The following is a 24156-nucleotide window of genomic DNA, read 5'->3' on the forward strand; positions in this document are numbered from 1 at the left end:
GGGCGCGGCTCTTGGCGTCGCGGTCGATGCCCTGCCCGTAGAGCAGCCGCTCGATCAGCCGGGGCTTGCGCGGCGCGGCCTGTTCGCTCTGGATCATCGCCCGCTCCCGGCGCCGACCGAGCCGGTCGTCGCGGCGTCGTCCGCGCCGATCAACGCCGCGATCGGATCGGCCGGCTCTTCAGGTTGCGGCTTCTTGCGTTCGGGCAGATTGGCGAGATTGTCGATCTGCTGCGCTTCCAGCGGCTTCAGCTGGAGATGGCGAAGCGCCAGTTCCTCGATCCGCGCCGGCGATCCGAGCCTCGCCCATTCCGCGCGCAAGGCCGCGATGGCGTCGCGCTCGCGCCGGATTTCACCGCGCAGCTTCGACAGCTGCTCGGCCTGAATCGCCGCCTCGAACTTGATGTCATAGACATAGGCCGCGGCAAAGATCAGCGCGACAATAACGAACAGATGCAGGATGCGCATGGTCAGCGTCCCCGCATCGCGTCGGCCAGCGTCGGCAAGCCGGCAAAGGATTCGTGCGCCACGGCGGTGCGCGCGGGCGCGGCATTGCGTTCTGCGGCGCGCAGCTTTGCAGAACGCGCGCGCGGATTATGTGCGATCTCGCCGTCGCCCGGCCCCACCGGCTTTTTGGTGAGCACCGTGAATGTCGGCGCCGGTCCTTTGGCTTCCGGCGCATGGCGCGAGCCTGTCGCCGTGCGGCTCCGGTCGGCCAGAAAGCTCTTGACGATGCGGTCTTCCAGCGAATGAAAGCAAACGACGACCAGCCGCCCGCCCGCTTTCAGAATCCGCTCGGCCGCACACAGCGCTTCTGCGAGTTCGGACAATTCCTCGTTCACGAAGATGCGCAGCGCCTGAAAGGTGCGCGTCGCCGGATGGATCTGACCTGGCCGTGCATGCACGATCCGCTCGACGATCGCGGCGAGCTGGCGGGTGGTCGTGATCGGCGCCTCGCTTCGCGCCCGCACGATGGCGCGCGCGATCGGTCTTGCGAAGCGCTCCTCGCCCAGCCGGGCGATGATCGCGGCAAGATCGCGCTCGGAAATGGCGGCGATCAGGTCGGCGGCACTCGGGCCGTCGCGGCCCATCCGCATGTCGAGCGGTCCGTCGTGGCGGAACGAAAAGCCGCGTTCGGCCTCGTCGAGCTGCATCGAGGAGACACCGACATCGAGAACGACGCCATCGACGGCTTCGCAGCCGGCGTCGCGCGCCACCATATCGAGATTGGAAAAGCGGTTTTCGGCCAGCGTGAGCCGTCCGCCGGACAAAGCTATCAGCGCCGCGCCGCCAGCGATTGCATTCGGGTCGCGATCGATGCCGATCACCCGGCAATCCGCAGCATCGAGGATGGCGCGGCTATAACCGCCGGCCCCGAACGTGCCGTCGATATAAACCCCGCCCGCGCGCACCGAGAGAAAGTGCAGCACGTCGGCGGCGAGCACGGGAATATGCCGGACCAGTCCGCCATCGACAGCGTCGCCGCTGTCGCGGCCCGGCATCATTCCCGTGCCCCTTGCGGGTTCGCCGCGCGCTCGGCGCCAAGCCGCTTCTTCAGCGTGCGCATCCGTCCGGTGGCCTCGGACAGACGCGCGCTGAAGCGATCCGGCGCCCAGATCTGGAACTTGTGGCCGAGCCCCACGAACGCGACCGCGTCCATGATGCCGGCATGGTCCTTGAGAGGGTCCGACAGCGTAACCCGTCCCTCGGGATCGAGTTTCAACGTCTCCGCCGTGCCATAGAGCGCGGTGGCAAATTGTTCTCGCTCCTCCGAGAAGGGCGGGAAGCGTCCGATCAGGTCTTCGATCTCGGCAAGCAGGCTTCGGCCGCCGGCTTCCAGCGCCGGTCGGTCCAATGCCGGATAGCAGAACAGGCTGTCGGCCGCCTCGCGCACCAGAACGGCGCGAAACGGCGCCGGCACCGACACCCGTCCCTTGGCGTCCAGCCGCAAAATGAAATGGGAAAAGAATCTGTCCACCGCCGGTTCCAGATTCCGCGTCCGGGGCCTGCCCCGGCCCGTCGCGCCGATTTGGGATTGCTTGGGCTATCATGGGACAAACTGGGCGTCAATGGAACCGAAGCGGCGCGCGCGGACCGCCATTGAGCCACCTTATGTTTAATGAAGGTTAAAGCGCACACCGCGGCGGGGCACGGCGTCGGCTCTGCCCAGAAAGGTTCCCGCCGTCGCGCTGCATTTGCCGCTGCAAAGAACTGGAACGTCGCAGCGCCGGCTGCGTTGGTTTTGCATACGTTTCCACGCAGGCGACGCGCCGGTTCTTGCGTATCGCGCATTCGATTTCGCCTGCACTCCCCGCACATCACAAAAGGAGGCGATACATGGTCAAAACGCTCATGATTTCCACTGCGCTCGGCAGTCTCATGATTGGCGGCGCGCTGGCGCAGGTTACCCAACCGACCGCGCAACCGATGGAGCAACAGAGGGTCACGCCGCCTGACGCGACGCCGCAGCAGGCGCCGTCCGCCTCGCAGCAGATTCCGTCAGGTGTGAAAGCGGCCGAACGTGCCGCACAGTCCGGCCCGTCGGGCGATGTTACATTCATCCGCGCCCAGGGCGCCGATCAGTGGCTGTCCTCAAACTTCGTCGGCGTCGACGTGGTCGGCCCGGAAAACCAGAAGATCGGCGACATTTCCGATATTCTGTTCGAAAAGAACGGCACCGTCGTCGGCTACGTCGTCAGCGTCGGCGGCTTCCTTGGCATCGGCGCGAAGAGCGTGGCGCTCGCACCTTCGTCGTTCGAGGTCGTGCCGGCAAACGCCGAGCGTGCCACCACGGGCGCAGCGACCGCCGCGCGGGCTGACGAGATCAAGCTGAAGCTCAACATGACCAAGGATCAGTTGACGGACGCGGCCTCGTTCGAAACCAAGTCCGAGCAGGACGCCAAGGCCCGTTCCGCGACGCGTCCGGCGCCGGGCGGCGCAATGACCCGTCCGCAGCAGTAAGCTGAGCAGCGGAAACCAAACTCGGTTCAACCCGAATGAAATCGAGAGCGGCCGGCCATCTGACCGGCCGCTCTTTTCTGTCGCTGCTGCGACGCATCGCTTGCACCCTTGCCGCCGCCCTACGATAGTGCCGCCACTTCCACGTTGCGGACGTTGCGATGACAGAGTTTCAGGCGGACACCATGCTGGTGCACGAGGTCGTGCCCTCTCCCAATCACGGCGAGCGTGCCGGCGACCGGCTGCCGGACATGATCGTGCTGCATTATACCGGGATGCCGGATTCCCAGGAGGCGCTGCGCTGGCTGTGTTCACCCGACAGCGGCGTCTCGAGCCATTATTTCGTCACCGAGGACGGCCGCATCATTCAATGCGTGCCGGAAGCGCGCCGTGCCTGGCATGCCGGCGAAGCCTATTGGGCGGGCGAGACCGACATCAATTCCTGCTCGATCGGCATCGAGATCGCCAATCCGGGGCACGATCACGGCTATCCGGATTTTCCCAAGCGCCAGATCGCGGCCGTCGCCGCCTTGTGCCGCGCGATCATCCGCCGCCGCTACATCCGGCCGGAACGAGTGCTGGGGCATTCGGACGTCGCACCCGGACGCAAGCGCGATCCCGGCGAGAAATTTCCATGGATGATCCTGCACCGGTCCGGGATCGGACATTGGGTCGAGCCGGCCCCGATCGCGCCGGGCCCCGGTTTCGAATTCGGCGATTCCGGCGATGCCGTGCAGAAATTCCAGGGCGCTCTGCGCAGCTACGGCTACGGCATCGAGGCGGACGGCTTTTTCGACGAAGCGACGCGCAATGTGGTCGCGGCGTTTCAGCGCCATTTCCGGCCGGCTTTGTGCGACGGCAAATTCGATTCATCGACGCTGCTGACGTTGCGCAACCTGCTGGAAGCCTCGAAACAGCGCCCGCCCCATGGCGCATCGCATGGCGGGGCGATGTCAGGCCCGGCGCTCGCCCCGCAGACTTGACGCGACGGCGTTTCATCCCCATGCCTTAGCGTGTCAGTCGGCCGGACGGCCGCTCCGCCACAATCCCGCAAGGGCGATCCCGAAAGGGCGGCGGGGAGGAAAGTCCGGGCTCCATGGACAAACGGTGCCGGATAACGTCCGGCGGGGGCGACCCCAGGGACAGTGCCACAGAAAAGCAGACCGCCTCGGGCGCGTTGCGTACGGCCTGCGGCAAGGGTGAAACGGTGCGGCAAGAGCGCACCGCGTTTCCGGCAACGGGAACGGCACGGTAAACCCCACCGGGAGCAAAACCGAATAGGAGCGGTGCGAGACGAAGGTTCTCGGGTCAGTCCTGACCAGCCGCTCGGGTAGGTTGCTAGAGGCGCCGGGCAACCGGCGTCCCAGATGAATGGCCGTCACGTTCGCCGCGCAAGCGGCGGGCCATACAGAACCCGGCTTACAGGCCGGCTGATGCCTGCAGATGAGGGCCCGGAGCGTGCACCGCTCCGGGCTCTCGCCAGTTTTGGTCCGCTACCGGTCGAACATCGTCGAGGGCAGCCACAGCGCGATCTGCGGGAACGCGGCGAGCAGCGCCACCGCGACGCACATCAGGACGAAGAACGGCGCGGTGTTGCGCGCAATGGTGAAGATGTCGCGGCCGGTGAGATTCTGCAAAACGTAGAGATTGAAGCCGACCGGCGGGGTGATCTGCGCCATCTCCACCACCAGCACCACATAGATGCCGAACCAGATCAGGTCGAAGCCGGCTTTCTGTACCAGCGGGATGATGATCGAGGTGGTGAGCACCACCATGGAGATGCCGTCGAGGAAACAGCCGAGCAGGATGTAGAACAGCGTCAGCGCGGTGAGCAGTTGCCATTGCGACAGGCCGAGCCCGGAAATCCATTCGGCGAGATTGCGCGGGATGCCGGTGAAGCCCATCGCGGTGGTGAGGAAGGCGGCACCCGCCAGAATGAAGGCGATCATGCAGCTCGTCCGGGTCGCGCCGATCAAAGCATCGCGGAACGTGGCGGGACTGAGCGAGCCCATCCACCACGACAGGACCAGAGACAGCGCGACGCCGACCACCGCGGCTTCGGTGGCCGAGGCAAGCCCGCCATAGATCGAGCCGATCACGCCCGCGATCAGCAGCACCACCGGGATCACGCGGCGCGAGGCCGCGATCCGTTGCGCCAATGTCATCGCGGCATCGCGCGGCGGCATCTGCTGCTTGTTGATCAGCGCCCAGAACGCGATGAAGCCCATGAACAGCACGATCAGCAGCAGGCCTGGTACGACGCCCGCGATGAACAGCCGGGCGATCGACTGGTCGGTGGCGGTGGCATAGACGATCATGATGATCGAGGGCGGGATCAGGAGCCCGAGCGTGCCGGAACCCGCGAGCGTGCCGATCGCCATGCGCTCGTCATAGCCGCGGCGCTTGAGTTCCGGCAGCGAGATGCGCCCGATGGTGGCGCAGGTCGCGGCCGAGGAGCCCGACACCGCCGCAAAGATTCCGCAGCCGACCACGTTCACATGCAGCAGCCGACCGGGCAGCCGCTGCATCCACGGCGCCAATGCCTCGAACATGTCGTCGGACAATTTGGTGCGATAGAGAATTTCCCCCATCCAGATGAACATCGGCAATGCGGTGAGATCCCAGGAATTCCCGGCCTGCCACATCGAGGCGGCGAGCGCCTGGCCCGGCGGTGTGGAGACCGTCATCGCCATCGCCACATAGCCGACCGCGGAAAGCGCCAGCGCGATCCAGAGTCCGGACGCCAGCAGCAGCAGAAGAAGAACGATCAGAACCAGCGCGAGTTCGACGACGCCCATCTAGTCCACCTTCCCGAGCGAGACGGCGTCCTCGGCGGCCCGGAAGCTCGGGCCGCGACCGCGTAGCACGGCAACGAATTCGTCGATCAGGGCGATGGTGAGAATGATGGCGCCCGCCGCCATCGCGGCCTGCGGTACGGCCAGCGGAAAACGCACGACGCCCGGCGACACTTCGTCGAACTGCAGCGAGACATAGGCGAAGGTCGAAAGCTGCCAGGCGATATAGGCCGACAGCACAGCCGCCGCACCGAAGGCCCAGATTTCCAGCGCATGACGCATGCGCTGCGGCACCACCTGCAACAGCATGGCGATGCGGATATGCGCACCCGCCTTCAGGGTGGCGGCCAGCGCAAGAAAGCTCGCCGCGGCGAGCAGGGAACCGGCGAACTCGGCCAGCGACAGAATGACGATCCCGACCGGCTCAAAGCCAAGAAGCCGCAGCGTGCCGTCGATCAGCCGCCCGGCGAGCTGCGCGCCAACAAGAAGGCCGATCGCGACAAGGCAGCCCGCGGACAGCCAGAGCGCGATGGCATATAGCTTGTCGAGGGCTGCGCGCATGGCGGGCACATCATGCGGCCGGCCCGCGGAAGCGAGGCGGCCGCACAGCGCACACTACTTCTTGAAGTCCTCCAGCATCTTCTGCCCCTCCGGACCGGCCTTCGCGGCCCATTCGGCGGCAATGGTTTCGCCGATCTTGGTCAGGCCCGCTTTCAGGTCGGCGCTCGGCGGCATGACGACGATCTTGGCGTCCTTGAGCGCCTTTGTCTTGATCGTCATTTCCTCCTGCGACAGTTTCCAGCCGCGCTCCTCGGCCGCCTTGGCGGCCGCGAGAACCGCCTTCTGCTCGTCCGGCTTCAGCTTGTCGAACGCCGCCTTGTTCACGAACACGATGTTGCGCGGCAGCCAGGCCTGGGTGTCGATGTAATGCGTCAGATAATCCTGCGCCTTGGTATCGACGCCCGTGGAAGCAGAGGTGATCATCACATCGACCCGGCCGGTGGCGAACGCAGTCGGCAGGTCAGGCACCTCAATCTGGGTCGGGATCGCACCGGCGAGCGAGGCGATGCGGCCGATGGTCGGGTTATAAGTGCGGAATTTCAGCCCCTTCAGATCGTTGATGGAGTTCAATTCGCGCTTGGCATAGAGCCCCTGCGGCGGCCAGGGCACCGAATAGAGCAGCATCAGACCTTCGGATTCGAGCTGCTTTTGCAGATAGGGCTTCTGCACATCGTAGAGCTTCTTCGCCGCGTCATAGCCGGTGGCAAGGAAGGGCAGCGAATCCGAGGCATAGACCGGGGATTCGTTGGCGGCGAGCGATTGCAGGATTTCGCCGATCGGCGCCGTGCCCTGACGCACCGCGCGCTTGATCTCCGGATGCTTGAACAGCGAGCCCGCGGAATGGATCTTGATCTTCAGCGATCCGCCGGTCGCCTTGTCGATATCGGCGGCGAATTGCGCGGCGTTTCGGGTATGGAAGTTGCCGTCCGGATAGGGCACCGGCATGTCCCAGGCGGTCTGCGCCGCCACCGGTCCGGCGAGTCCGAGCGAACCAAGGGACAGCGATAATGCAGCAACGGCACGGATCAACATCGTCATTGTCATTCTCCTGAAAGACCGCAAACCCGGCAGCGACTTCTGGCAACGCTTCCACCCGTAACCAATGCAAGCATCGCGCCGAAACGGTTGCAAGGGGCCCGATTGCGCGTGACGCGCTTCGCCGGGCCTGCGGCGGATTTCAACAGCTTGCGTGCGGTGCGGCATGTTTTTCCGGCCGGAGCATGCTAACGGCAGGTCTCCATTCATGCGAACCGACAGACATTCTTGGCCAAGAGCGCACTCGACAAGGACCTGAAAAAGGTCGTCCGGATTGAACATGCGACGCAGGACCTGACCCGCTCGCTGACCGCGCCCGGTCTCCTGATCCTGTTTCTGATCGGAGCCGTCGCACTGGCCAGCCTTTCGGTCGCGTCGGGTCCGCTCGCCTATCTGGTGGTGATCGCGGCGGTGATCGCCGCCTATATGGCTCTCAGCATCGGGGCCAACGACGTCGCCAACAATATGGGCCCGGCGGTCGGCAGCCGCGCGCTGACCATGGGCAGCGCGATCGCGATTGCGGCTGTCTGCGAGGCGGCCGGCGCCCTGATTGCCGGCGGCGACGTGGTGCGCACCATCTCGCGCGACCTGTTGCGGCCGGATGCGGCGCTGCCCGCGATCCATTTCGTGCTGGTGATGTCGGCGGCGCTGCTCGCAGCCGCAGCGTGGATTCATCTGGCCACGTTTCTCGGCGCACCGGTCTCCACCACGCATTCGGTGATCGGCGGCGTGATCGGGGCCGGCGTCGCCGCAGCCGGCGTCAAGATGGTCGTCTGGCCGGTGATCGGCACCATCGCCGCGAGCTGGGTGGTCTCGCCGGTCATGGGGGGCCTGATCGCGGCGGCGCTGCTCGGCTTCATCAAGTGGCGCATCCTGTTCCAGAAGGACAAGGTGGCGGCGGCGCGGCGCTGGGTGCCGGTGATGGTCGCGCTGATGGCGTCGGTCTTTGCGATGTATCTCGCCACCAAGGGCCTCAGCCGGGTCTGGAAGGCGCCGGTTTCGCTCACGCTTGTTCTTGGCGCGGCCGCCTTTGCCGCCGCCTATTTCGCGTCGCAGCCCTGGATGCAGGTGCGGGGGCGGCGCATGGAAAACCGGCGCAAGGACGTCAGCGCGCTGTTCACACTGCCGCTGATCTGTTCGGCCGCCCTCCTCTCCTTCGCGCATGGCGCCAACGATGTCGCCAACGCCGTCGGACCGCTCGCCGCCATCGTCTCCACGGCGGCGACGGGCGAAACCTCGCCGGACCGGGTCGAACTGCCGTTCTGGATTCTGCTGATCGGCGCTGTGGGAATCTCGCTCGGCCTTGCGCTGTTCGGGCCGAAGCTGATCCGCACCGTGGGCGAAAAGATCACCAAGATGGACGCGATCCGCGCCTTCTGCGTCGCGCTGTCCGCGGGGATCACGGTGCTGGTGGCGTCGGCGCTGGGGCTGCCGATTTCCTCGACCCACACCGCGATCGGGGCGATTTTCGGGGTCGGCTATCTGCGCGAATTCCTGACCAACAAGGGCGTGCCCAATCCGGCGGTGCGGCCGCGCACATTGTTCCTCGAACCGGAAAAGCTCAACAAGACGCCCGAACAGGCAATCGCCAATTTCCGCAAGCGCGAGCGGCGCAAGCTGGTGCGGCGCCAGCATGTGCTCGGCATCGTGGCGGCCTGGGTCATCAGCGTGCCGGCGACGGCAATGCTGGCCGGGCTGTTCTACGCGGTGATGGCGGCTTTCGCAGGGTGAACGGATGCGCGCGCCATCGCGTAGACCCGTTCTGCCATCCGGATCAGCTCGGGGTCCGACAACAGCCGGCGCGCTTCCGGAAGCAGCACCCAGTGCCGGTGACGCTTGCCCCGTTCCGGCCAGTCGTCGAGCTGGCGCACCACGCGCAGCGGGAACATCTGCACCGCGATCGGCGCTGTGGTGAGACTGCTCTTCAGCCCGCGATAATGCCCGACCGGCTCGGTCTCGACCTCGCCTTCGACGCCGGCCTCTTCGTACGCTTCGCGCGCGGCGACCTGCCACAGCTCGTAGCCCTCGATCAGCGAGCCCTTGGGGAAAATCCAGCGGCCGGTGCCGCGCGAGGTGATCAGCAGAAAAACCGGCGTACCGCGGACCAGCGTATAGGGGATCGCTCCCGCCTGCGGGACGGGCGTAATGCCGTTGCGGCGAAGCCGCGTGCCGATCCATTGTCCAAGTCGTCCAAGTCGTGGTCCAAGTCGTGGTCCAAGTCGTGGCATCTGCGGCAAATGGGGTAATCTCCGTGAATCTGCATGTTCCACCCCGCATTGCGCGAAGCGCATCGAACGTCAATGCTCAGGGCCGAACGCTGTTCCGCTCCGGTTGCGGCCGCGCCGCAATCGTACAAGCATAATGCCAGCCGCTTGTCCTTTCCAATCGAATAGTCCCGCATGACATCCCGCACCGGCCGCCGTTCCTCCTCCGCATCCTGGGACTTCTGGATCGACCGCGGCGGCACCTTTACCGACATCGTGGGACGCACACCGGACGGCCATCTGGTGGCGCACAAGCTCTTGTCCGAAAATCCCGAGGCCTATCGCGATGCTGCCGTGCACGGCATCCGCGAACTGCTTGGCCTGAAGCCGGGCGAAGCCATCCCGCCCGGCCGGATCGGTGCGGTGAAAATGGGCACGACGGTCGCGACCAATGCGCTCCTGGAGCGCAAGGGCGAACGCACGCTCCTGATCACGACCAAAGGTTTTCGCGACGCTTTGCGCATCGGCTATCAGGCCCGGCCGAAAATCTTTGCGAAAGAGATCGTCAAGCCGGACATGCTGTTCGAGCGGGTGATCGAGGTCGACGAGCGGGTGCGCGCCGACGGTACGGTGGAGCGCGTTCCCGATCTTGCCGCGATCGAGCCGGAGCTGCGCCGCGCCTGCGACGACGGTCTCCGTGCGGCGGCAATCGTGTTCATGCATGCCTACCGCTATCCCGAACATGAGAAGCAGGTCGCGCAGCTGGCGCGGCGCATCTTTCCGCAGGTCTCGGTCAGCCACGAGGTCTCGCCGCTGATCAAGCTGATCGGACGCGGCGATACCACCGTGGTCGATGCGTATCTGTCGCCGATCCTGCGGCGCTATGTGGAGCAGGTGGCGACCGCGCTCGATACGCACGCAATGCCGCCCTCCCATGAAGGGGGAGGCGAAGCAAGACTCATGTTCATGATGTCGTCGGGCGGGCTCACCGCCGCCGACCTATTCCAGGGCAAGGACGCGATCCTCTCCGGCCCCGCAGGCGGCGTCGTTTCGATGGCGCAGACCGCGCGCGAAGCGGGCTTTGCGCGCGTGATCGGCTTCGACATGGGCGGCACCTCGACCGATGTCTCGCACTATGACGGCGAATACGAGCGCGCCTTCGAGACCGAGGTCGCGGGCGTGCGCATGCGCGCGCCGATGATGCGCATTCACACGGTTGCGGCGGGCGGCGGCTCGATTCTGCATTTCGACGGCGCGCGTTTTCGCGTCGGCCCGGATTCGGCGGGCGCAAATCCCGGACCCAAATGCTACCGGCGCGGCGGTCCGCTCGCCGTCACCGACGCCAATGTGATGGCGGGCAAGCTCCTGCCGGATTTCTTTCCGAAAATTTTCGGCCCCAGACAGGACCAGCCGCTCGACGCGGACGCGGTGCGCGCAGCCTTCGCCGATCTCGCAAAAACAGTCGGCGGCGGCAAAAAGCCGGAAGAGATTGCCGACGGCTTCATCAAGATCGCGGTCGAGAACATGGCGAACGCGATCAAGAAGATTTCGGTGCAGCGCGGCTATGACGTGACGCGCTATGCGCTGAATTGCTTCGGCGGCGCGGGCGGCCAGCATGCCTGTCTGGTCGCCGACGCGCTCGGCATGACTTCGGTGCTGATCCATCCGTTCTCGTCGCTGCTTTCGGCCTATGGCATGGGCCTCGCCGACATCCGCGCCACCCGCCAGCAGGCGATCGAGGAGCCGCTTGGCGCCGGGGCGCTAAAGAGTCTCAACACGCTGGGCAAGGCGCTCGGCAGAACTGTAAAGAACGAGGTCGCGGGCCAGGGTGTGCCCGTCCGCGCAATCAAGGTAATCGTGCGTGCGCATATCCGCTATGCCGGCACCGATACCGCGCTGGTGGTGAAAGCCGGCAGCATCGCCGCCATGGCCCGCGCTTTCGAGAAAGCGCACAAGGCGCAGTTCGGATTCATCGACCGGTCGAAAGAGCTTGTGCTGGAAGCCGTCTCGGTCGAAGCCATCGGCGGCGGCGCCAAATTCCGCGAGCGCGCGCTGAAGGTCACGCGCGGCAAGCTGCCCTCGCCTGCCCGCCGCACGACATTCTTTTCCGGCGGCGCATGGCACAAGGCCGCGGTCTATAACCGGGATCAGCTCAAGCCTGGGAACAAGGTCAAGGGTCCGGCGATCGTGATCGAGCCGCACCAGACCGTCGTGGTCGAGCCCGGCTGGCAGGCGGCGCTGACCGCGAAGAACCATCTGGTGCTGACCCGCATCTCCAGGCTGAAACGGCAAAGCGCCGTCGGCACCAGGGCCGATCCGGTGATGCTGGAAATCTTCAACAACCTGTTCATGTCGATCGCCGAGCAGATGGGCGTCGCTTTGCAGAACACCGCCTATTCGGTGAACATCAAGGAGCGGCTGGACTTTTCCTGCGCGGTATTTTCCGGCGACGGCGCGCTGGTCGCGAATGCCCCGCACATGCCGGTGCATCTGGGCTCCATGGACCGCGCGGTCGAGACCATCATCCGCGAGAACAAGGGCAACATCCGGCCCGGCGACGTCTACGCGATCAACGCGCCTTATAACGGCGGCACGCATCTGCCGGACATTACCGTGTGTACGCCGGTCTTTGACAGCGCCAAGCGCACGATCCTGTTCTGGGTGGCCTCGCGCGGGCATCATGCCGATGTCGGCGGCATTGCGCCGGGCTCGATGTCGCCGCACGCCACCACCATCGAGGAGGAAGGCGTCTATCTCGACAATTTCAAGCTGGTCGACCGCGGCCGCTTCCGCGAGAAGGAGACCTACGCGGCGTTCACCGGTGCAAAATACCCCGCACGCAATCCGGTGCAGAATGTCAACGATCTGAAGGCGCAGATCGCCGCCAACGAAAAGGGCGTACAGGAATTGCGCAAGATGGTGGCGCAATTCTCGCTGCCTGTCGTGCAGGCCTACATGAAGCATGTGCAGGACAATGCGGCAGAGAGCGTGCGGCGCGTCATCGACCGGCTGCACGATTCGGACTTTTCCTACGAAATGGACCAGGGAACCGTCATCAAGGTGAGGATCGCGGTCGACAAGAACAGGCGCGAAGCCACCGTCGATTTCACCGGGACCTCGCCGCAGCAGCCGACCAACTTCAACGCGCCCGAGCCGGTCGCTCGCGCTGCGGTGCTGTATGTGTTCCGCGTCATGGTGGACGACGACATTCCGATGAATGCCGGCTGCCTGCGGCCGATCCGGCTCGTCATTCCGAAGCAATCGATGCTTTCGCCGGAAGATCCGGCCGCGGTTGTCGCCGGCAATGTCGAAGTCTCGCAGGCGGTGACCAATTGCCTGTTCGGCGCGCTTGGCGCGATGGCCGCAGCCCAGGGCACCATGAACAATCTGAATTTCGGCAACGAACGCCACCAATATTACGAGACCATCTGTTCGGGCTCGCCTGCGGGTCCGGGCTTCAACGGCACCGATGCGGTGCATACGCATATGACGAACACGCGGCTCACCGACCCGGAGATTCTGGAATTCCGTTATCCGGTGCTGCTGGAAGATTTCCACATCCGCAAAGGCTCGGGCGGACGCGGCAAGTGGCATGCCGGCGACGGCATCCGCCGCACCATCCGCTTCCTCGAAAGGATGGAGTGCACCATCCTGTCGGGCCATCGCCGCGTGCGGCCGTTCGGGCTGGCCGGCGGCGAAGCCGGTCAGACCGGCGAGAATTGGGTGCGCCGGAACGACGGCACCATGGAACGGCTGCAGGGCTGCGACGCTACCGTGATCCACGCGGGCGAAGCGGTCATCATTCAGACGCCGACCGCGGGCGGCTATGGCAAGGCGGAGGATTGAAGCGGACCGCGCTGCGAACGATGGCGGGATGCTGCGGTCACCGCCTCGCTGTCCGGCAGGCCCTCGCCCAGTTCGATCTGCAACGTCGGATGATCGATGCCGAAGCGCTCGCGCAATTCATGCGCGGCGGCTTCGAGGAAAGCGTTGCCGGGATGGCCGCCGGGCATCACCAGATGCGCGGTCAGCGCCACCTCGGTGGTGCTCATCGCCCAGACATGGACGTGATGGACGCGCGCGACGCCTTGCAGGCCTTCAAGACAATTCTTCACCTCGGTCAGTTCGAGATGCGCCGGCACCGCCGCAAGCGAAAGCCGGATCGAGTCGCGCAACAGTCCGAACGTGCCCCAGAGAATCACCGCGACAATGACGAGGCTGGTCAGCGGGTCGAGCCACAGCCAGCCCGTCAGCAGGATGGCGCCGCCCGCCACGACCACACCGAGTGAGACCGCAGCATCGGCCACCATGTGCAGATAGGCGCCGCGGATATTGAGGTCGCTTTTCCGCCCCCTCATGAACAGCCAGGCGGTGATGCTGTTGATCAGAATTCCGACCCCGGCCACCACCATCACCGTCACGCTTGCGACCTCTTGCGGCTCGATGAGCCGCCAGACCGCCTCCCAGGCGATGGCGCCGCAGGCGAAAATCAGCAGCAGCGCATTGCCGAGCGCGGCGAGGATCGAGGTGCCGCGCAGTCCATACGTGAACCGCTCGCTCGGCGGACGCTTGGCGAGAATTGTCGCGCCCCAGGCGATCAGGAGGCCGATGACGTCGCTGAGATTGTGGCCCGCATCCGCCAGCAGCGCGGTGGAATTGGCCAGGATACCGAACACCGCCTCGATCGCAACAAAGCCGAGATTGAGCCCGACGCCGATCGCAAAGGCGCGGCCGAAGTCTTTTGGCGCGTGGCTGTGCGAATGACCGGCGTGACCGTGGGAGGGGTCGTGCATGAGCGTCTTCTACTCCCTCTCCCGCCGGTGAGGGAGGGCTCGTCAAAGCTACTCCGCAGGCCGTGGCCCGTCATCCTCGATCCAGTCGTCGTCGTCGAGGATGTTTCGCTTCGCCTTCGCGTTCGCCTTCGGCCTGCCGCCAAGAGACGCATTTTGCGCGGCGCGCGACTTGGCCTGCGACCGGCCGATCGAGCCGGTGACGCCGGACGGGGATTGCCAGGCATGGCCGCGCTCGCGCGCGACGCGGGCCGCGACCACTTCGCCCGAAATCTGATCGGGGTTGCAGATGCGGTTGCCGCTCCGCCGCCGCATCAGGTCGAAATGGAAATGATCGTAATGAAAGCGGTTCGAGCCGGGCGCCAGCACGGTATTGAACATATCGCAGGCCGCGCCCTGCACATCGCGCAGGAAGCCCTGCTCTTCCGGCGAGCCGCGCCAGCCATTCTTGACGGTGATGCGGCGGCCGTCGGCCAGCGTGAAGGCGGAAATGTCGAGTGCATTGCCGAACGCATGCTCGGAGATGCGCGCGCCCGGCTGCGCATTCATGCCGCGGCACGAATAAGCGGAAATCTGACGGATCTCGACCACAGGCTGGCGGAACCAGCGCCGCGCGGCCGGCTGCACCGCCTCGATGATCCAGCGGTCGAGCGCCGACACCATCGGACAGGCGAGCGTCGCCGCAGGCTTGACCTCGACCGGACCGAAGGCGGCGATGTTGCTTTGCCCGAGCGGCACCGGCATCGGCGCGGAGGCAAGCCGCGCCGGCGATGCCACGCGCTGCGGCGGATTGTTCGTCCTTGGCGGCGTCGGATAAGGCGCGCGCGCTGTGCTGCGCGGCGTCAGCACCGCCTCGTCGTCGAGCGCCGGTTCGGACGGCGGATCGAAGACCGATGGACGCCGCGATGCGGACGGCGCGGCGCGCGCATCATCCTGTTCCGGCGGGACTGCGATGCCGGTGTTCGAGCCGCCGTTTCCCTGTTGCGGCGGCAATATCTGCATCGGCGCGCCGGCATGGGCGTTCGTCTGCGCGCCGCCCTGCGCGGGCGGCAGCGGCTGGCGCTGCACCGGCGCGGGCCGCAGCGGATTGGCGAAAGTGCGCTCCTGCGGCATCCGCGATGGCGGCCCCGCACCGGCGGCGGGGGCAGTGGCAATCGGCCAGCGCTGCGGACCGGCATTGGGCACCTCAGCGGGCGGCCGCAGACCGGAATAGCTCATGAGCGTCTGTTCGCCGAGTGCGGCAACCTTGAGCGGAAAATCCGCCCCGCACATGCCGGGACCGTTGATCGGCTCAATGCGCACGATGGTGCCGGTCTCCCGCACCGCGCCGGATTTCAGGCAGGCGAGTTCGGCTTCCTTCCGCCATGGCTCACGCTGCACGAGGTAATGCCCCGCGCAGCCGGCGAGAAGGATCAGTCCAAGCCCGGTGACGCATCCGCGCCAGTGACGACACAACGCCCGCACCATGAAGCGGACAATGCGAACGACACTGTTAACGGGTCATTCACCGGCCCCCGGTCGAGTTCGTTATCGTTACCGGATGGTGACTAGGGTCGCGGCGATGGGTATATCGGCCGCATTCCCTCCGGGGAGCATGCCTGCCGGGAACCACCATGAACTGGAAAGTGCGCGCGCTGACCGGCGCGCTGATGACGCTCGTCATCTGTGTGATCGTGACCTTTGTCGCAACCATGCTGGCCGTGGGCTTCGACCCGGACTTTGTCCGCCAATGGGCAAAGGCCTTTGTCGTGGCCTGGCCGATTGCGGCGATCACGGCGTATTTCGTGCTGCCCGGCGCGCGCCGGATCGCCGAACGGCTCGGCGGCGGCTGAGGCGGCGTGACGGCTTCGCGCGGCCTTGGACCGCGCGCGGCGGGTTCCCGGGCGGATTTCCAACTCTTGAAAAATCAAGGACTTAGCGGAAGGCCCGAGCGTGCTGCACCGCGCTGTGAAGAAAAAAATTATCCTGAAATTTCATGTGCTTAATGAGAAAACGCACACCCTTTTCCGTATCCGGGTGGCACTTTGGCCAGAGCGACGCGTTGAAGGCTTCGAGCGGTCGACGCTTTCTGCTATGATTAACAACATGACAGCTGAGGGAGGCCTTATGGACCTTTCCTTGAAACTCAACGTCCTGGCTGTCTTCGCCGTGTTCGCGTTTGTGAGCGCGGTTCTGCTGGGAGCGTTCTGAGTATCTTGGGGTAAGCTATAAGACCAAAAGCCGCCGCGGCGTATTGGGGCGGGCTTGAAGTTTCAAAACACCGGAGCGGGCGACCGCTCCGGTGTTTTCATTTGTGCGAATCGTCACAGCTGCTGCCGCGTTTTGCGCGTTGCCGCGCTACTCGGTCTTGATGCCGGTCAGCCGCACGATCTCCTGGCCATAGGCATGTTCCCGCTTCACCTTGGCGGCGAAATCGGTCGGGCTCGAGCCCACCGGCGTGTAGTCCTGCGGATCGAGGAACTTCGCGCGGAATTCCGGATCGTTGACCGCGGCCCGCACCGCCGCGGCAAGCTTTTCGCGGATCGCCACCGGCGTCCCGGCCGGTGCCATCATTCCGAACCACGCGCCCTTGTAGGGGAAGCCGTAGCCGAGTTCGCCGAGCGAGGGCGTATCCGGCAGGAGCCGCGATCGCTTGTCGCCGATCACCGCGAGCGGGGTCAGCTTGCCGCTCCTGATATGCGGAACCACAATGCCAAGCGCGACGTAGGACACCGGAATCCGCCCCGACAGCACCTCGTTGACCGCATCCATCGAACCGCGGAACGGTACATGCAACATGTCGATGCCTTGCGTCTTCTTCAGCCACTCGAAAAAGACCTGCGGCGATGAAGCCGGTCCCCAGGAGGAATAAGACAGATCGCCGGGCTTGGCCTTGGCCGCCGCGACAAGATCGCGCAAATCCTTCGCCGGAAAGCCAGCATTGGCGTAGATGACACCGGGCGCGGTCAGATATTCGGTCACCGGAACCAGTGTCTTGTAGCGCTCGTAAAGCGTCGGATCGAAGTGCGGCAGGATGGTGAAGGCCTCCGCCGTCACCGAACAGAGGGTATAGCCGTCGGGTTCGGCGGCGGCACATTGCTGCAAGCCAAGCGAACCGTTGGCGCCGGGCCGGTTCTCGACAACCCAGGGCTGGCCAAGTTCTGCCCTGGCCTTCTCGCCAATCGCGCGCGTCAGCGTATCGAGCACTCCTCCCGCGGGAAATGGCACGATCACGCGGATCGGTCGTTCGGGATAGGCCTGCGCGAATGCAGACACGCTTGCGCAGGCTGCGAAGGCGACGATAGCGGCGGTCAAGGCCGCTAGTCTTCCTGTTCTCATGGCATCCTCCCTGTCTGACTTCTTCGTTTACTCATCCGCTCAACAGAACCTGCCCACCCGAAAAATACGTCCCGATCCGGTTGCCGCGCGTGACCGGCAGCAAAATCTGCGAGGGATAGTCGAGCGAATGATGGATGGTCACGGTTGAGGCTACCGGCCGGTGCAGATGGCCCTGCGCGATCCACTGCAGATCGTGCTGCGGTGCTTCGTCGTCTGCGCATTTGATCCGCAGCGCCAGGCGGTAGCCGGGCTTCAGAATGATGCCATAGGGGCGGATCTCGACATCGAGCTCGGCAACCTCGCGGGGCTTTAGCGGCTCACGGGACTTGTGGGAGTGCCAGGGCTGCCATGGCTTGCTCTTCGCCGTATCGAGCCGGCGTTGCGAACCGCGCAGCCAGCCCCGTGTCAGCAGCCGCTCTGCGCCGTCCGGCGCAATCTCGATCAGGCTGGCGAAAACCAGCAATTCGGAGTCGGTCGTGGACGCATAAAGCTTCAGTGCAATCGGGCCGCAAATTTCCATCGCCTCGACCATCGGCGGCGTGACAAAGCGCGCCTCACCACGTGCACCTGGCGCATCTTCGAAACGCGTCGTGTCCGAACCGCGAAACGGCTCGCGTTCCGACAGCAAGCCGCCATCGTGCAGATGGAACGGCGTAAACCGCGTCTGCGATAGCGGCCAGCTCTCGGAATCGCGCCACTCGCCTGAATTGTCGATGAAGGTTTGAACCGACGGCTCGTCGAGCATGCCGGTATCGTTATCCTTCAGCCAGTGATCGAACCAGCGCAACTGATCGTACTGATATTGATAAACCGGACGGTCGAGATAGACCGGCGGCCCGATCAGCATACGCTTGGGGCCGCGCCAATTTTCAAAACCGCGGAACGCACCCGGCAGATGCAATCCGTAAATTCCCCAGCAGCCGCCGAGCGTGGCCGGAACGTCGATCGCCTTTGCGAAATCCACCGAACGTTCGCGCCAGAACGGTCCGTCGAAACGGTGCGCCAGGATTTCCACCATCAGCGGATTGGTGCCGGCTTCCGGCGCAGCGAGGCATTCGGCGAGAAATGGCACGTTTGCGATCTCGGGATCGGCGCGCAGCTCTTCGATCGCGCTGCGCATCGCGGGCGAGCGCATCAGCGCCAGCCGCTCCGCGCCCATCTCCATGCCGGCGACATTGCGGAGCCAACCGCGCATGAAGCCGTAGGAGAGAATGCCGCCGTGGTAATAGCGATCGCGGTAGGCATCGTTCCAGCCATAGGGAGCCCAGATGCAGCGCAGAGACGGCGGCGCCAATGCTGCGACGCGCTGCGAGACGATCGAGAAATAGGATACGCCGGTCATGCCGACGCGGCCGTTCGCCCAAGGCCGTGACGCAAGCCATTCCACCACTTCGCCGATATCGGCAATGGCACGCGGGTCGAGATTTCCGAACACCCCCTCCGACTTGCCGGTACCGCGGATATTCACGACCGCATGCGCATAGCCGCGGCGCGCAAAGAAGACACTGTCGCCCGCTTCCATATGGCCGCGCTTGTGGCTCATGCCTTCCGGCATCAGGTCGGTGAACTGATCCGCCATGGAATAGGCATGGACGCCGAGCAGCACCGGATAACGGCCGGGTGCCGAGGGCCGCGTCACCGCGCAATGCAGTGAGATCCCGTCCGACAGCGGAACTCGTAATTCGCGCTCATGGGTGACGCCGCCATGCGGCTGCGACAGCGACCAGTTGAGAGACCGCAAGCCTTTCCTCCCGGCTTCGGTCATAATTTATATGGTCATTTAAATTGAGGTCAAGCGACAACGGCCCGGCCCGCGATGCGGGCCGCTCACCGCAATTTGGCCGATTTCTTCGGTTTGGCCGCGATGCCGTAGATCAGCATCTCGATCATGGCTTCGACAAAGGCTTCGAAGCGGGCGTCGTCATTTTCGGCCTTGCCGCCGAGCCGCTCCATCATCGGCCGCAGGTTGGCATAGAGGTCGCCGATCGCAACGTAATGCGCGAAGTAGAACAGCGGGTCGACCGGCCTGAATATGCCGGCTTCGGCGCCTTTCCGCAGCAATGCCGTATGCTCCTCGAAATTGATGCGAGCGAAGTTCTCGATAAAAAACCGCGATTCCTTCGACTTGACCGTCATCATCTGATGCATGATCAGCCGCGTCAGGTACGGATAGCGGCGAAGGAAATGCATCGTCGCGCGTGCGCGGAGCCGCAATGCATCTTCAGGACCTGCATCTTCGGGCACAGCGGCGATGACCTCGGCGCGCCATTCGCCGACGACCTGCTCAACCACCGCCTGGAACAGATTGTCCTTGCTGCCAAAATAATAGGTGACAAGCGCTGGATTGAGCTTGGCTTCGCGGGCGACGTCGTTCAGCGACACGTTGCCCATGCCTCGCTCGTTCAAAAGCCGGATCGCCGATTGCAGCAATGACTGGCGCGCCACGCCCGGCGGCAAATGGTAATCGCGGTTTTTTTTCGCGCGGGCAGCCCGCTTCGATACAGGCCTGGCGGCGCGACTGGCATTCTTCCCCATACGCGGAGATTGCCGGGTGCCGGCGTCAAGTCAATCGCCGGAGGATGACGCGCCTCGGTTAAGCCGCCTGCGCATTAGCGGTCGCGCCGGGATTGTAGTTAAGGATCGGTGCGAGCCAGCGCTCGCATTCCTCCACGCTCCAGCCCTTGCGGCGCGCATAGTCTTCGACCTGGTCGCGCTCAATCTTGCCGACACCGAAATAATGGCTCTGCGGATGGCTGAAATAGAGCCCGCAGACCGAGGCGCCCGGCCACATCGCAAAGCTCTCCGTGAGATTCACGCCGATCCGGTTGCCTCCGATCAGGCGGAACAGCGTCTCCTTTTCGGTGTGATCGGGCTGCGCCGGATAGCCCGGCGCCGGCCGGATGCCCTGGTAGCTTTCCGCAATCAGCTCCGCCGGCGTCAGGCTTTCGTCCGGTGCATAACCCCAGAACTCCTTGCGAACACGCTCATGCAGGTGTTCGGCAAAAGCTTCAGCAAGCCGGTCGGCCAGCGCCGACATCATGATGGCCGAGTAATCGTCGTTGGCGCGCTTGAAGCGCGTGGCAATGACGTCCTCGCCGATGCCCGCGGTCACCACGAAAGCGCCGACATGATCGACCGGCGCACCGCTCGCCGGAGCGACAAAATCGGCGATCGACACATTGGGGCGGCCGTCGCGGCGCGCGATCTGCTGACGCAGACCGTGCAAGGTCGCGATCTGCGCCTCGCCCTTCTCGTCGAACACGCGGATGTCGTCGCCGTCGCGCGTCGCCGGCCAGAACCCGACAATCGCCGAGGCCTGCACCCATTGCTCGTCGACGATTTGCTTCACCATCGCCTGCGCATCGGCGAACAAGGAGCGCGCGGCTTCGCCGTATTTCTCGTCGTGCAGGATCTGCGGATAGCGTCCGGTGAGTTCCCAGGTAGCGAAGAACGGCGTCCAGTCGATGTAATCGACAAGCTTTGCCAGCGGATAATCCTCGATCACCCGAGTGCCAAGGAATTGCGGCCTGGGTGCGAGCGCTACGTCCGGATCGAGCGTTAGCGACCTGGCGCGCGCGTCCGCAAGCGTCAGCCGTTTCTTGTCGTCCTGCCCGCGCGCATGCGCGGCGGCAATCTGCGCATATTCGGCACGGGTATTTTCGACATAGGCGGCCCGCGTCTCTTTCGACATCAGCGACTGCGCAACGCCGACCGCGCGGCTCGCGTCGGTTACGTAAACTGCCTGACCCTTGCGGTAATTCGGATGAATCTTGACCGCGGTGTGCACCCGGCTGGTGGTCGCCCCGCCGATCAGAAGCGGCAGATCGAAATTCTGCCGCTCCATCTCGGCCGCAACATGGCACATTTCGTCGAGCGAGGGCGTGATCAGGCCGGACAGGCCGATGATATCGACCTGCTCCTGCCGCGCGGTCTCCAGAATCTTCGCCGCCGGCACCATGACGCCGAGATCGATCACCTCGTAATTGTTGCACTGAAGCACGACGCCGACGATGTTCTTGCCGATGTCGTGGACGTCGCCCTTGACGGTCGCAAGCAGCACCTTGCCGGCGGAATTGCTCTGGCCCTTGTCGTTCGAGGCCTTCTCGGCTTCCATGAACGGCATCAGGTACGCGACCGCCTGCTTCATCACCCGCGCAGACTTCACGACCTGCGGCAGAAACATCTTTCCGGAGCCGAACAGGTCGCCGACCACGTTCATGCCGTCCATCAGCGGACCTTCGATCACATCGAGCGGGCGCGCCGCAGCCTGCCGCGCTTCCTCGGTATCCACCGTGATGAAATCGGTGATGCCGTGAACGAGGGCATGCGACAGACGCTTGCCGACCGGCCATTCCCGCCAGGCGAGATCGGCTTCCTGCTTCTCCCGGGACTGCCCGAAAAACCGTTTGGCGATGTCCAGCAGGCGCTCCGCCGCATCCTCGCGACGGTTGAGCACCACGTCCTCGCAGGCCTCGCGCAGTTCCGGATCGAGATCGTCATAGACCGCCATCTGCGCGGCATTGACGATGCCCATGTCCATGCCGGCCTTGATGGCGTGGTAGAGAAACACCGAGTGCATCGCCTCGCGCACCGGCTCGTTGCCGCGGAACGAGAAGGAGAGATTGGAGACGCCGCCCGAGACATGCGCGTGCGGAAGCTTTTCGCGGATGAAGCGCGCCGCTTCGATGAAGGCAACGCCGTAATTGTTGTGCTCCTCGATGCCGGTCGCGACCGCGAAAATATTCGGATCGAAAATGATGTCTTCCGGCGGAAAGCCGACCTTGTTGACGAGAATGTCGTAGGCGCGTTCGCAGATCGCGGTCTTGCGGTCGAGCGTATCGGCCTGGCCTTGCTCGTCGAACGCCATCACCACCACGGCAGCGCCATAGCGCCGCACGATCTTCGCATGATGGATGAAGGCCGCCTCGCCCTCCTTCAGCGAGATCGAATTGACCACGCATTTGCCCTGCACGCATTTCAGGCCGGCTTCCATGACCTCGAACTTGGACGAGTCGATCATGATCGGCACACGGGCGATGTCGGGCTCGGCCGCGATCAGATTGAGGAACGTCACCATGGCTTTCTGCGAATCGAGAAGGCCCTCGTCCATATTGACGTCGATGATCTGCGCGCCGTTCTCGACCTGGTCGCGGGCGATGGCGAGGCCCGCGGTATAGTCGCCGGCGGTGATCAGCTTGCGGAATTTGGCCGAGCCGGTAACGTTGGTGCGCTCGCCGACATTCACGAACGGAATGTCCGCCGTCAGCGTGAACGGCTCGAGCCCGGAGAGGCGCAGCCGCCGCTCGATTACGGGTATTGCGCGCGGCGTCTTGTCGGCCACCGCGAGCGCGATCGCCCGCATATGCTCCGGCGTCGTGCCGCAGCAGCCGCCGACGATATTGACGAGACCGGAGGCCGCAAATTCCGACAGCAGCCCGGCCATGTGCTCCGGGCTCTCGTCGTAGAGGCCGAATTCGTTCGGCAGACCGGCATTCGGATAGGCGCAAATCAGGGTGTCGGCGACGCGCGAGAGCTCGGCGATATGCGCGCGCATTTCCTTGGCGCCGAGTGCGCAATTGAGCCCGACCGAGAGCGGCTCCGCGTGGCGGATCGAGTTCCAGAACGCTTCGGGCGTTTGGCCCGCGAGCATACGCCCCGAGAGGTCCGTGATGGTGCCGGAGATCATCACCGGGATTTTCTCGCCGCGCGCCTCTTCGAGTTCGGCGATGGCGTAGAGCGCCGCCTTGGCGTTCAGCGTGTCGAAGATGGTTTCGACCAAAAGGATGTCGACGCCGCCGTCGAGCAACGCCGCCGCCTGTTCGGCATAGGCCGCCTTCAGCTCATCGAATGAGACCGCGCGGAAGCCCGGATTATTGACGTCCGGCGAAATCGAGGCGGTGCGGTTGGTTGGTCCCATCGCACCGGCGACATAGCGCGGCCGACCATCGCGCTTTTGCGCCGTTTCGGCTGCTTCGCGCACGAGTTGCGCCGAGACGCGGTTGAGTTCGGGAACAAGGCTCTCCATGCCGTAATCGGCTTGCGCGATCGCGGTGGAGGAGAACGTGTTGGTCGAAACGATATCCGCCCCGGCCTGAAAATAGGCGAGATGGATTTCCCGCACGGCGTCGGGCTGGGTCAGCGACAAGAGATCGTTGTTGCCGCGCACATCGTGCTGCCAGTCCTTGAAGCGCGTGTTGCGGAACGCGGCCTCGTCGAATCTGTGCTGCTGCAGCATCGTCCCCATGCCGCCGTCGAGGAGGAGAATGCGGTCGGACGCGAGGGAACGGAGCGTGGATTCGGTTTTGGATCGTTGAACTGACTTTGACATTGCCTTTTCCGATGCGCCTCGTCATTCCGCGGCACGAACGAAGTTCGCGGACCCGCAATCCATAACCACCGCCGGTGTGTATGGATTCCGGGTGGCGCCGCCTTCGGCGGCTCGCCGGGAACGACCGGAGAACATCACGCCGCCGCCTTCTCGGCCGGGCGCAGACCCAG

Annotated in this window: 19 protein-coding genes and 1 other RNA gene; 7 read left to right on the forward strand and 13 right to left on the reverse strand. The window is 64.7% G+C overall.

Annotated features, from left to right (window positions below; translation table 11 throughout):
- Positions 1–93 precede the first annotated feature (93 nt).
- The 3 genes from ACK41X_RS14315 to ACK41X_RS14325 are packed head-to-tail and all read right to left on the reverse strand — an operon-like array spanning position 94 to position 1975.
- The gene (locus ACK41X_RS14315) at positions 94–465 is read right to left on the reverse strand and encodes a hypothetical protein (RefSeq protein WP_409724421.1); all 372 of its coding nucleotides are present in this window, start codon (positions 463–465) and stop codon (positions 94–96) included.
- 2 nt (positions 466–467) lie between these two features.
- On the reverse strand, positions 468–1502 hold the full coding sequence (gene rsmH / locus ACK41X_RS14320) for a 16S rRNA (cytosine(1402)-N(4))-methyltransferase RsmH (protein WP_409724424.1): 1035 nt from the start codon (positions 1500–1502) through the stop codon (positions 468–470).
- Positions 1499–1975, reverse strand: coding sequence for a division/cell wall cluster transcriptional repressor MraZ (locus ACK41X_RS14325; RefSeq protein ID WP_409724426.1), 477 nt, complete (start codon positions 1973–1975; stop codon positions 1499–1501). Before ACK41X_RS14325 ends, rsmH begins: the two co-directional genes overlap by 4 nt.
- Before the next feature lie 359 nt (positions 1976–2334).
- On the opposite strand from ACK41X_RS14325, the gene ACK41X_RS14330 reads away from it, so the two are divergent.
- The 3 genes from ACK41X_RS14330 to rnpB all read left to right on the forward strand — a co-directional run bounded on the left by ACK41X_RS14330 (position 2335) and on the right by rnpB (position 4393).
- Positions 2335–2958: a PRC-barrel domain-containing protein gene (locus ACK41X_RS14330; RefSeq protein WP_409724428.1), complete on the forward strand. Its 624-nt coding sequence runs from the start codon at positions 2335–2337 to the stop codon at positions 2956–2958.
- Positions 2959–3116: 158 nt separating this feature from the next.
- Positions 3117–3938 carry an N-acetylmuramoyl-L-alanine amidase gene (locus ACK41X_RS14335; RefSeq protein WP_409724431.1) on the forward strand — a complete coding sequence of 274 codons (822 nt, stop codon included), beginning with the start codon at positions 3117–3119 and terminating at the stop codon, positions 3936–3938.
- A gap of 33 nt (positions 3939–3971) precedes the next feature.
- Positions 3972–4393: RNase P RNA component class A (gene rnpB, locus ACK41X_RS14340), an RNA gene on the forward strand.
- A gap of 55 nt (positions 4394–4448) precedes the next feature.
- Here rnpB and ACK41X_RS14345 read toward each other — a convergent pair.
- Genes ACK41X_RS14345 through ACK41X_RS14355 form a run of 3 tightly spaced genes read right to left on the reverse strand, consistent with a single transcriptional unit; the run spans position 4449 to position 7349 of the window.
- Complete coding sequence (locus ACK41X_RS14345; protein WP_409724433.1) at positions 4449–5753, reverse strand: TRAP transporter large permease; 1305 nt, start codon at positions 5751–5753, stop codon at positions 4449–4451.
- Positions 5754–6311 carry a TRAP transporter small permease gene (locus ACK41X_RS14350; RefSeq protein ID WP_409724436.1) on the reverse strand — a complete coding sequence of 186 codons (558 nt, stop codon included), beginning with the start codon at positions 6309–6311 and terminating at the stop codon, positions 5754–5756.
- Positions 6312–6365: 54 nt separating this feature from the next.
- Positions 6366–7349: a TRAP transporter substrate-binding protein gene (locus ACK41X_RS14355; protein ID WP_409724439.1), complete on the reverse strand. Its 984-nt coding sequence runs from the start codon at positions 7347–7349 to the stop codon at positions 6366–6368.
- 225 nt (positions 7350–7574) lie between these two features.
- On the opposite strand from ACK41X_RS14355, the gene ACK41X_RS14360 reads away from it, so the two are divergent.
- Complete coding sequence (locus ACK41X_RS14360; protein WP_409724441.1) at positions 7575–9077, forward strand: inorganic phosphate transporter; 1503 nt, start codon at positions 7575–7577, stop codon at positions 9075–9077.
- On the opposite strand, the gene ACK41X_RS14365 is transcribed toward ACK41X_RS14360, so the two are convergent.
- Positions 9047–9574: an NUDIX hydrolase gene (locus tag ACK41X_RS14365; RefSeq protein ID WP_409724443.1), complete on the reverse strand. Its 528-nt coding sequence runs from the start codon at positions 9572–9574 to the stop codon at positions 9047–9049. The genes ACK41X_RS14360 and ACK41X_RS14365 overlap by 31 nt on opposite strands.
- A gap of 171 nt (positions 9575–9745) precedes the next feature.
- Here ACK41X_RS14365 and ACK41X_RS14370 point away from each other — a divergent pair, with 171 nt between their 5' ends.
- Positions 9746–13396: a hydantoinase B/oxoprolinase family protein gene (locus ACK41X_RS14370; protein ID WP_409724446.1), complete on the forward strand. Its 3651-nt coding sequence runs from the start codon at positions 9746–9748 to the stop codon at positions 13394–13396.
- On the opposite strand, the gene ACK41X_RS14375 is transcribed toward ACK41X_RS14370, so the two are convergent.
- Positions 13375–14343 carry a cation diffusion facilitator family transporter gene (locus ACK41X_RS14375; RefSeq protein WP_409724447.1) on the reverse strand — a complete coding sequence of 323 codons (969 nt, stop codon included), beginning with the start codon at positions 14341–14343 and terminating at the stop codon, positions 13375–13377. The genes ACK41X_RS14370 and ACK41X_RS14375 overlap by 22 nt on opposite strands.
- 48 nt (positions 14344–14391) lie before the next feature.
- Positions 14392–15807 (reverse strand): extensin family protein, encoded by a 1416-nt coding sequence (locus ACK41X_RS14380; protein ID WP_409724449.1) that lies wholly within the window; start codon positions 15805–15807, stop codon positions 14392–14394.
- A gap of 146 nt (positions 15808–15953) precedes the next feature.
- Here ACK41X_RS14380 and ACK41X_RS14385 point away from each other — a divergent pair, with 146 nt between their 5' ends.
- Positions 15954–16172, forward strand: coding sequence for a DUF2798 domain-containing protein (locus ACK41X_RS14385; protein WP_409724451.1), 219 nt, complete (start codon positions 15954–15956; stop codon positions 16170–16172).
- A gap of 100 nt (positions 16173–16272) precedes the next feature.
- Positions 16273–16530 (forward strand): hypothetical protein, encoded by a 258-nt coding sequence (locus tag ACK41X_RS14390; protein WP_409724454.1) that lies wholly within the window; start codon positions 16273–16275, stop codon positions 16528–16530.
- A 147-nt stretch (positions 16531–16677) separates the two neighbouring features.
- Here ACK41X_RS14390 and ACK41X_RS14395 read toward each other — a convergent pair whose 3' ends face one another.
- From ACK41X_RS14395 to metH, 4 genes are all read right to left on the reverse strand, one after another.
- On the reverse strand, positions 16678–17658 hold the full coding sequence (locus ACK41X_RS14395) for a Bug family tripartite tricarboxylate transporter substrate binding protein (protein ID WP_409724457.1): 981 nt from the start codon (positions 17656–17658) through the stop codon (positions 16678–16680).
- Between the two features lie 31 nt (positions 17659–17689).
- Complete coding sequence (locus tag ACK41X_RS14400; protein WP_409724460.1) at positions 17690–19399, reverse strand: CocE/NonD family hydrolase; 1710 nt, start codon at positions 19397–19399, stop codon at positions 17690–17692.
- Between the two features lie 86 nt (positions 19400–19485).
- Positions 19486–20193 carry a TetR/AcrR family transcriptional regulator gene (locus tag ACK41X_RS14405; protein ID WP_409724463.1) on the reverse strand — a complete coding sequence of 236 codons (708 nt, stop codon included), beginning with the start codon at positions 20191–20193 and terminating at the stop codon, positions 19486–19488.
- A 58-nt stretch (positions 20194–20251) separates the two neighbouring features.
- Positions 20252–23986, reverse strand: coding sequence for a methionine synthase (gene metH / locus ACK41X_RS14410; RefSeq protein ID WP_409724464.1), 3735 nt, complete (start codon positions 23984–23986; stop codon positions 20252–20254).
- Positions 23987–24156 lie beyond the last annotated feature (170 nt).

The sequence above is a fragment of the Pseudorhodoplanes sp. genome (assembly GCF_046289595.1).
Taxonomy (GTDB): Bacteria; Pseudomonadota; Alphaproteobacteria; order Rhizobiales; family Xanthobacteraceae; genus Pseudorhodoplanes.

Coding starts and splice junctions, on each gene's coding strand:
- ACK41X_RS14315 (WP_409724421.1), bottom strand. CDS start 465: ATGCGCATCCTGCATCTGTTCGTTATTGTCGCGCTGATCTTTGCCGCG.
- rsmH (WP_409724424.1), bottom strand. CDS start 1,502: ATGATGCCGGGCCGCGACAGCGGCGACGCTGTCGATGGCGGACTGGTC.
- ACK41X_RS14330 (WP_409724428.1), top strand. CDS start 2,335: ATGGTCAAAACGCTCATGATTTCCACTGCGCTCGGCAGTCTCATGATT.
- ACK41X_RS14335 (WP_409724431.1), top strand. CDS start 3,117: ATGACAGAGTTTCAGGCGGACACCATGCTGGTGCACGAGGTCGTGCCC.
- ACK41X_RS14345 (WP_409724433.1), bottom strand. CDS start 5,753: ATGGGCGTCGTCGAACTCGCGCTGGTTCTGATCGTTCTTCTTCTGCTG.
- ACK41X_RS14350 (WP_409724436.1), bottom strand. CDS start 6,311: ATGCGCGCAGCCCTCGACAAGCTATATGCCATCGCGCTCTGGCTGTCC.
- ACK41X_RS14355 (WP_409724439.1), bottom strand. CDS start 7,349: ATGACGATGTTGATCCGTGCCGTTGCTGCATTATCGCTGTCCCTTGGT.
- ACK41X_RS14365 (WP_409724443.1), bottom strand. CDS start 9,574: ATGCCACGACTTGGACCACGACTTGGACCACGACTTGGACGACTTGGA.
- ACK41X_RS14370 (WP_409724446.1), top strand. CDS start 9,746: ATGACATCCCGCACCGGCCGCCGTTCCTCCTCCGCATCCTGGGACTTC.
- ACK41X_RS14375 (WP_409724447.1), bottom strand. CDS start 14,343: ATGCACGACCCCTCCCACGGTCACGCCGGTCATTCGCACAGCCACGCG.
- ACK41X_RS14380 (WP_409724449.1), bottom strand. CDS start 15,807: ATGGTGCGGGCGTTGTGTCGTCACTGGCGCGGATGCGTCACCGGGCTT.
- ACK41X_RS14385 (WP_409724451.1), top strand. CDS start 15,954: ATGAACTGGAAAGTGCGCGCGCTGACCGGCGCGCTGATGACGCTCGTC.
- ACK41X_RS14395 (WP_409724457.1), bottom strand. CDS start 17,658: ATGAGAACAGGAAGACTAGCGGCCTTGACCGCCGCTATCGTCGCCTTC.
- ACK41X_RS14405 (WP_409724463.1), bottom strand. CDS start 20,193: ATGGGGAAGAATGCCAGTCGCGCCGCCAGGCCTGTATCGAAGCGGGCT.
- metH (WP_409724464.1), bottom strand. CDS start 23,986: ATGTCAAAGTCAGTTCAACGATCCAAAACCGAATCCACGCTCCGTTCC.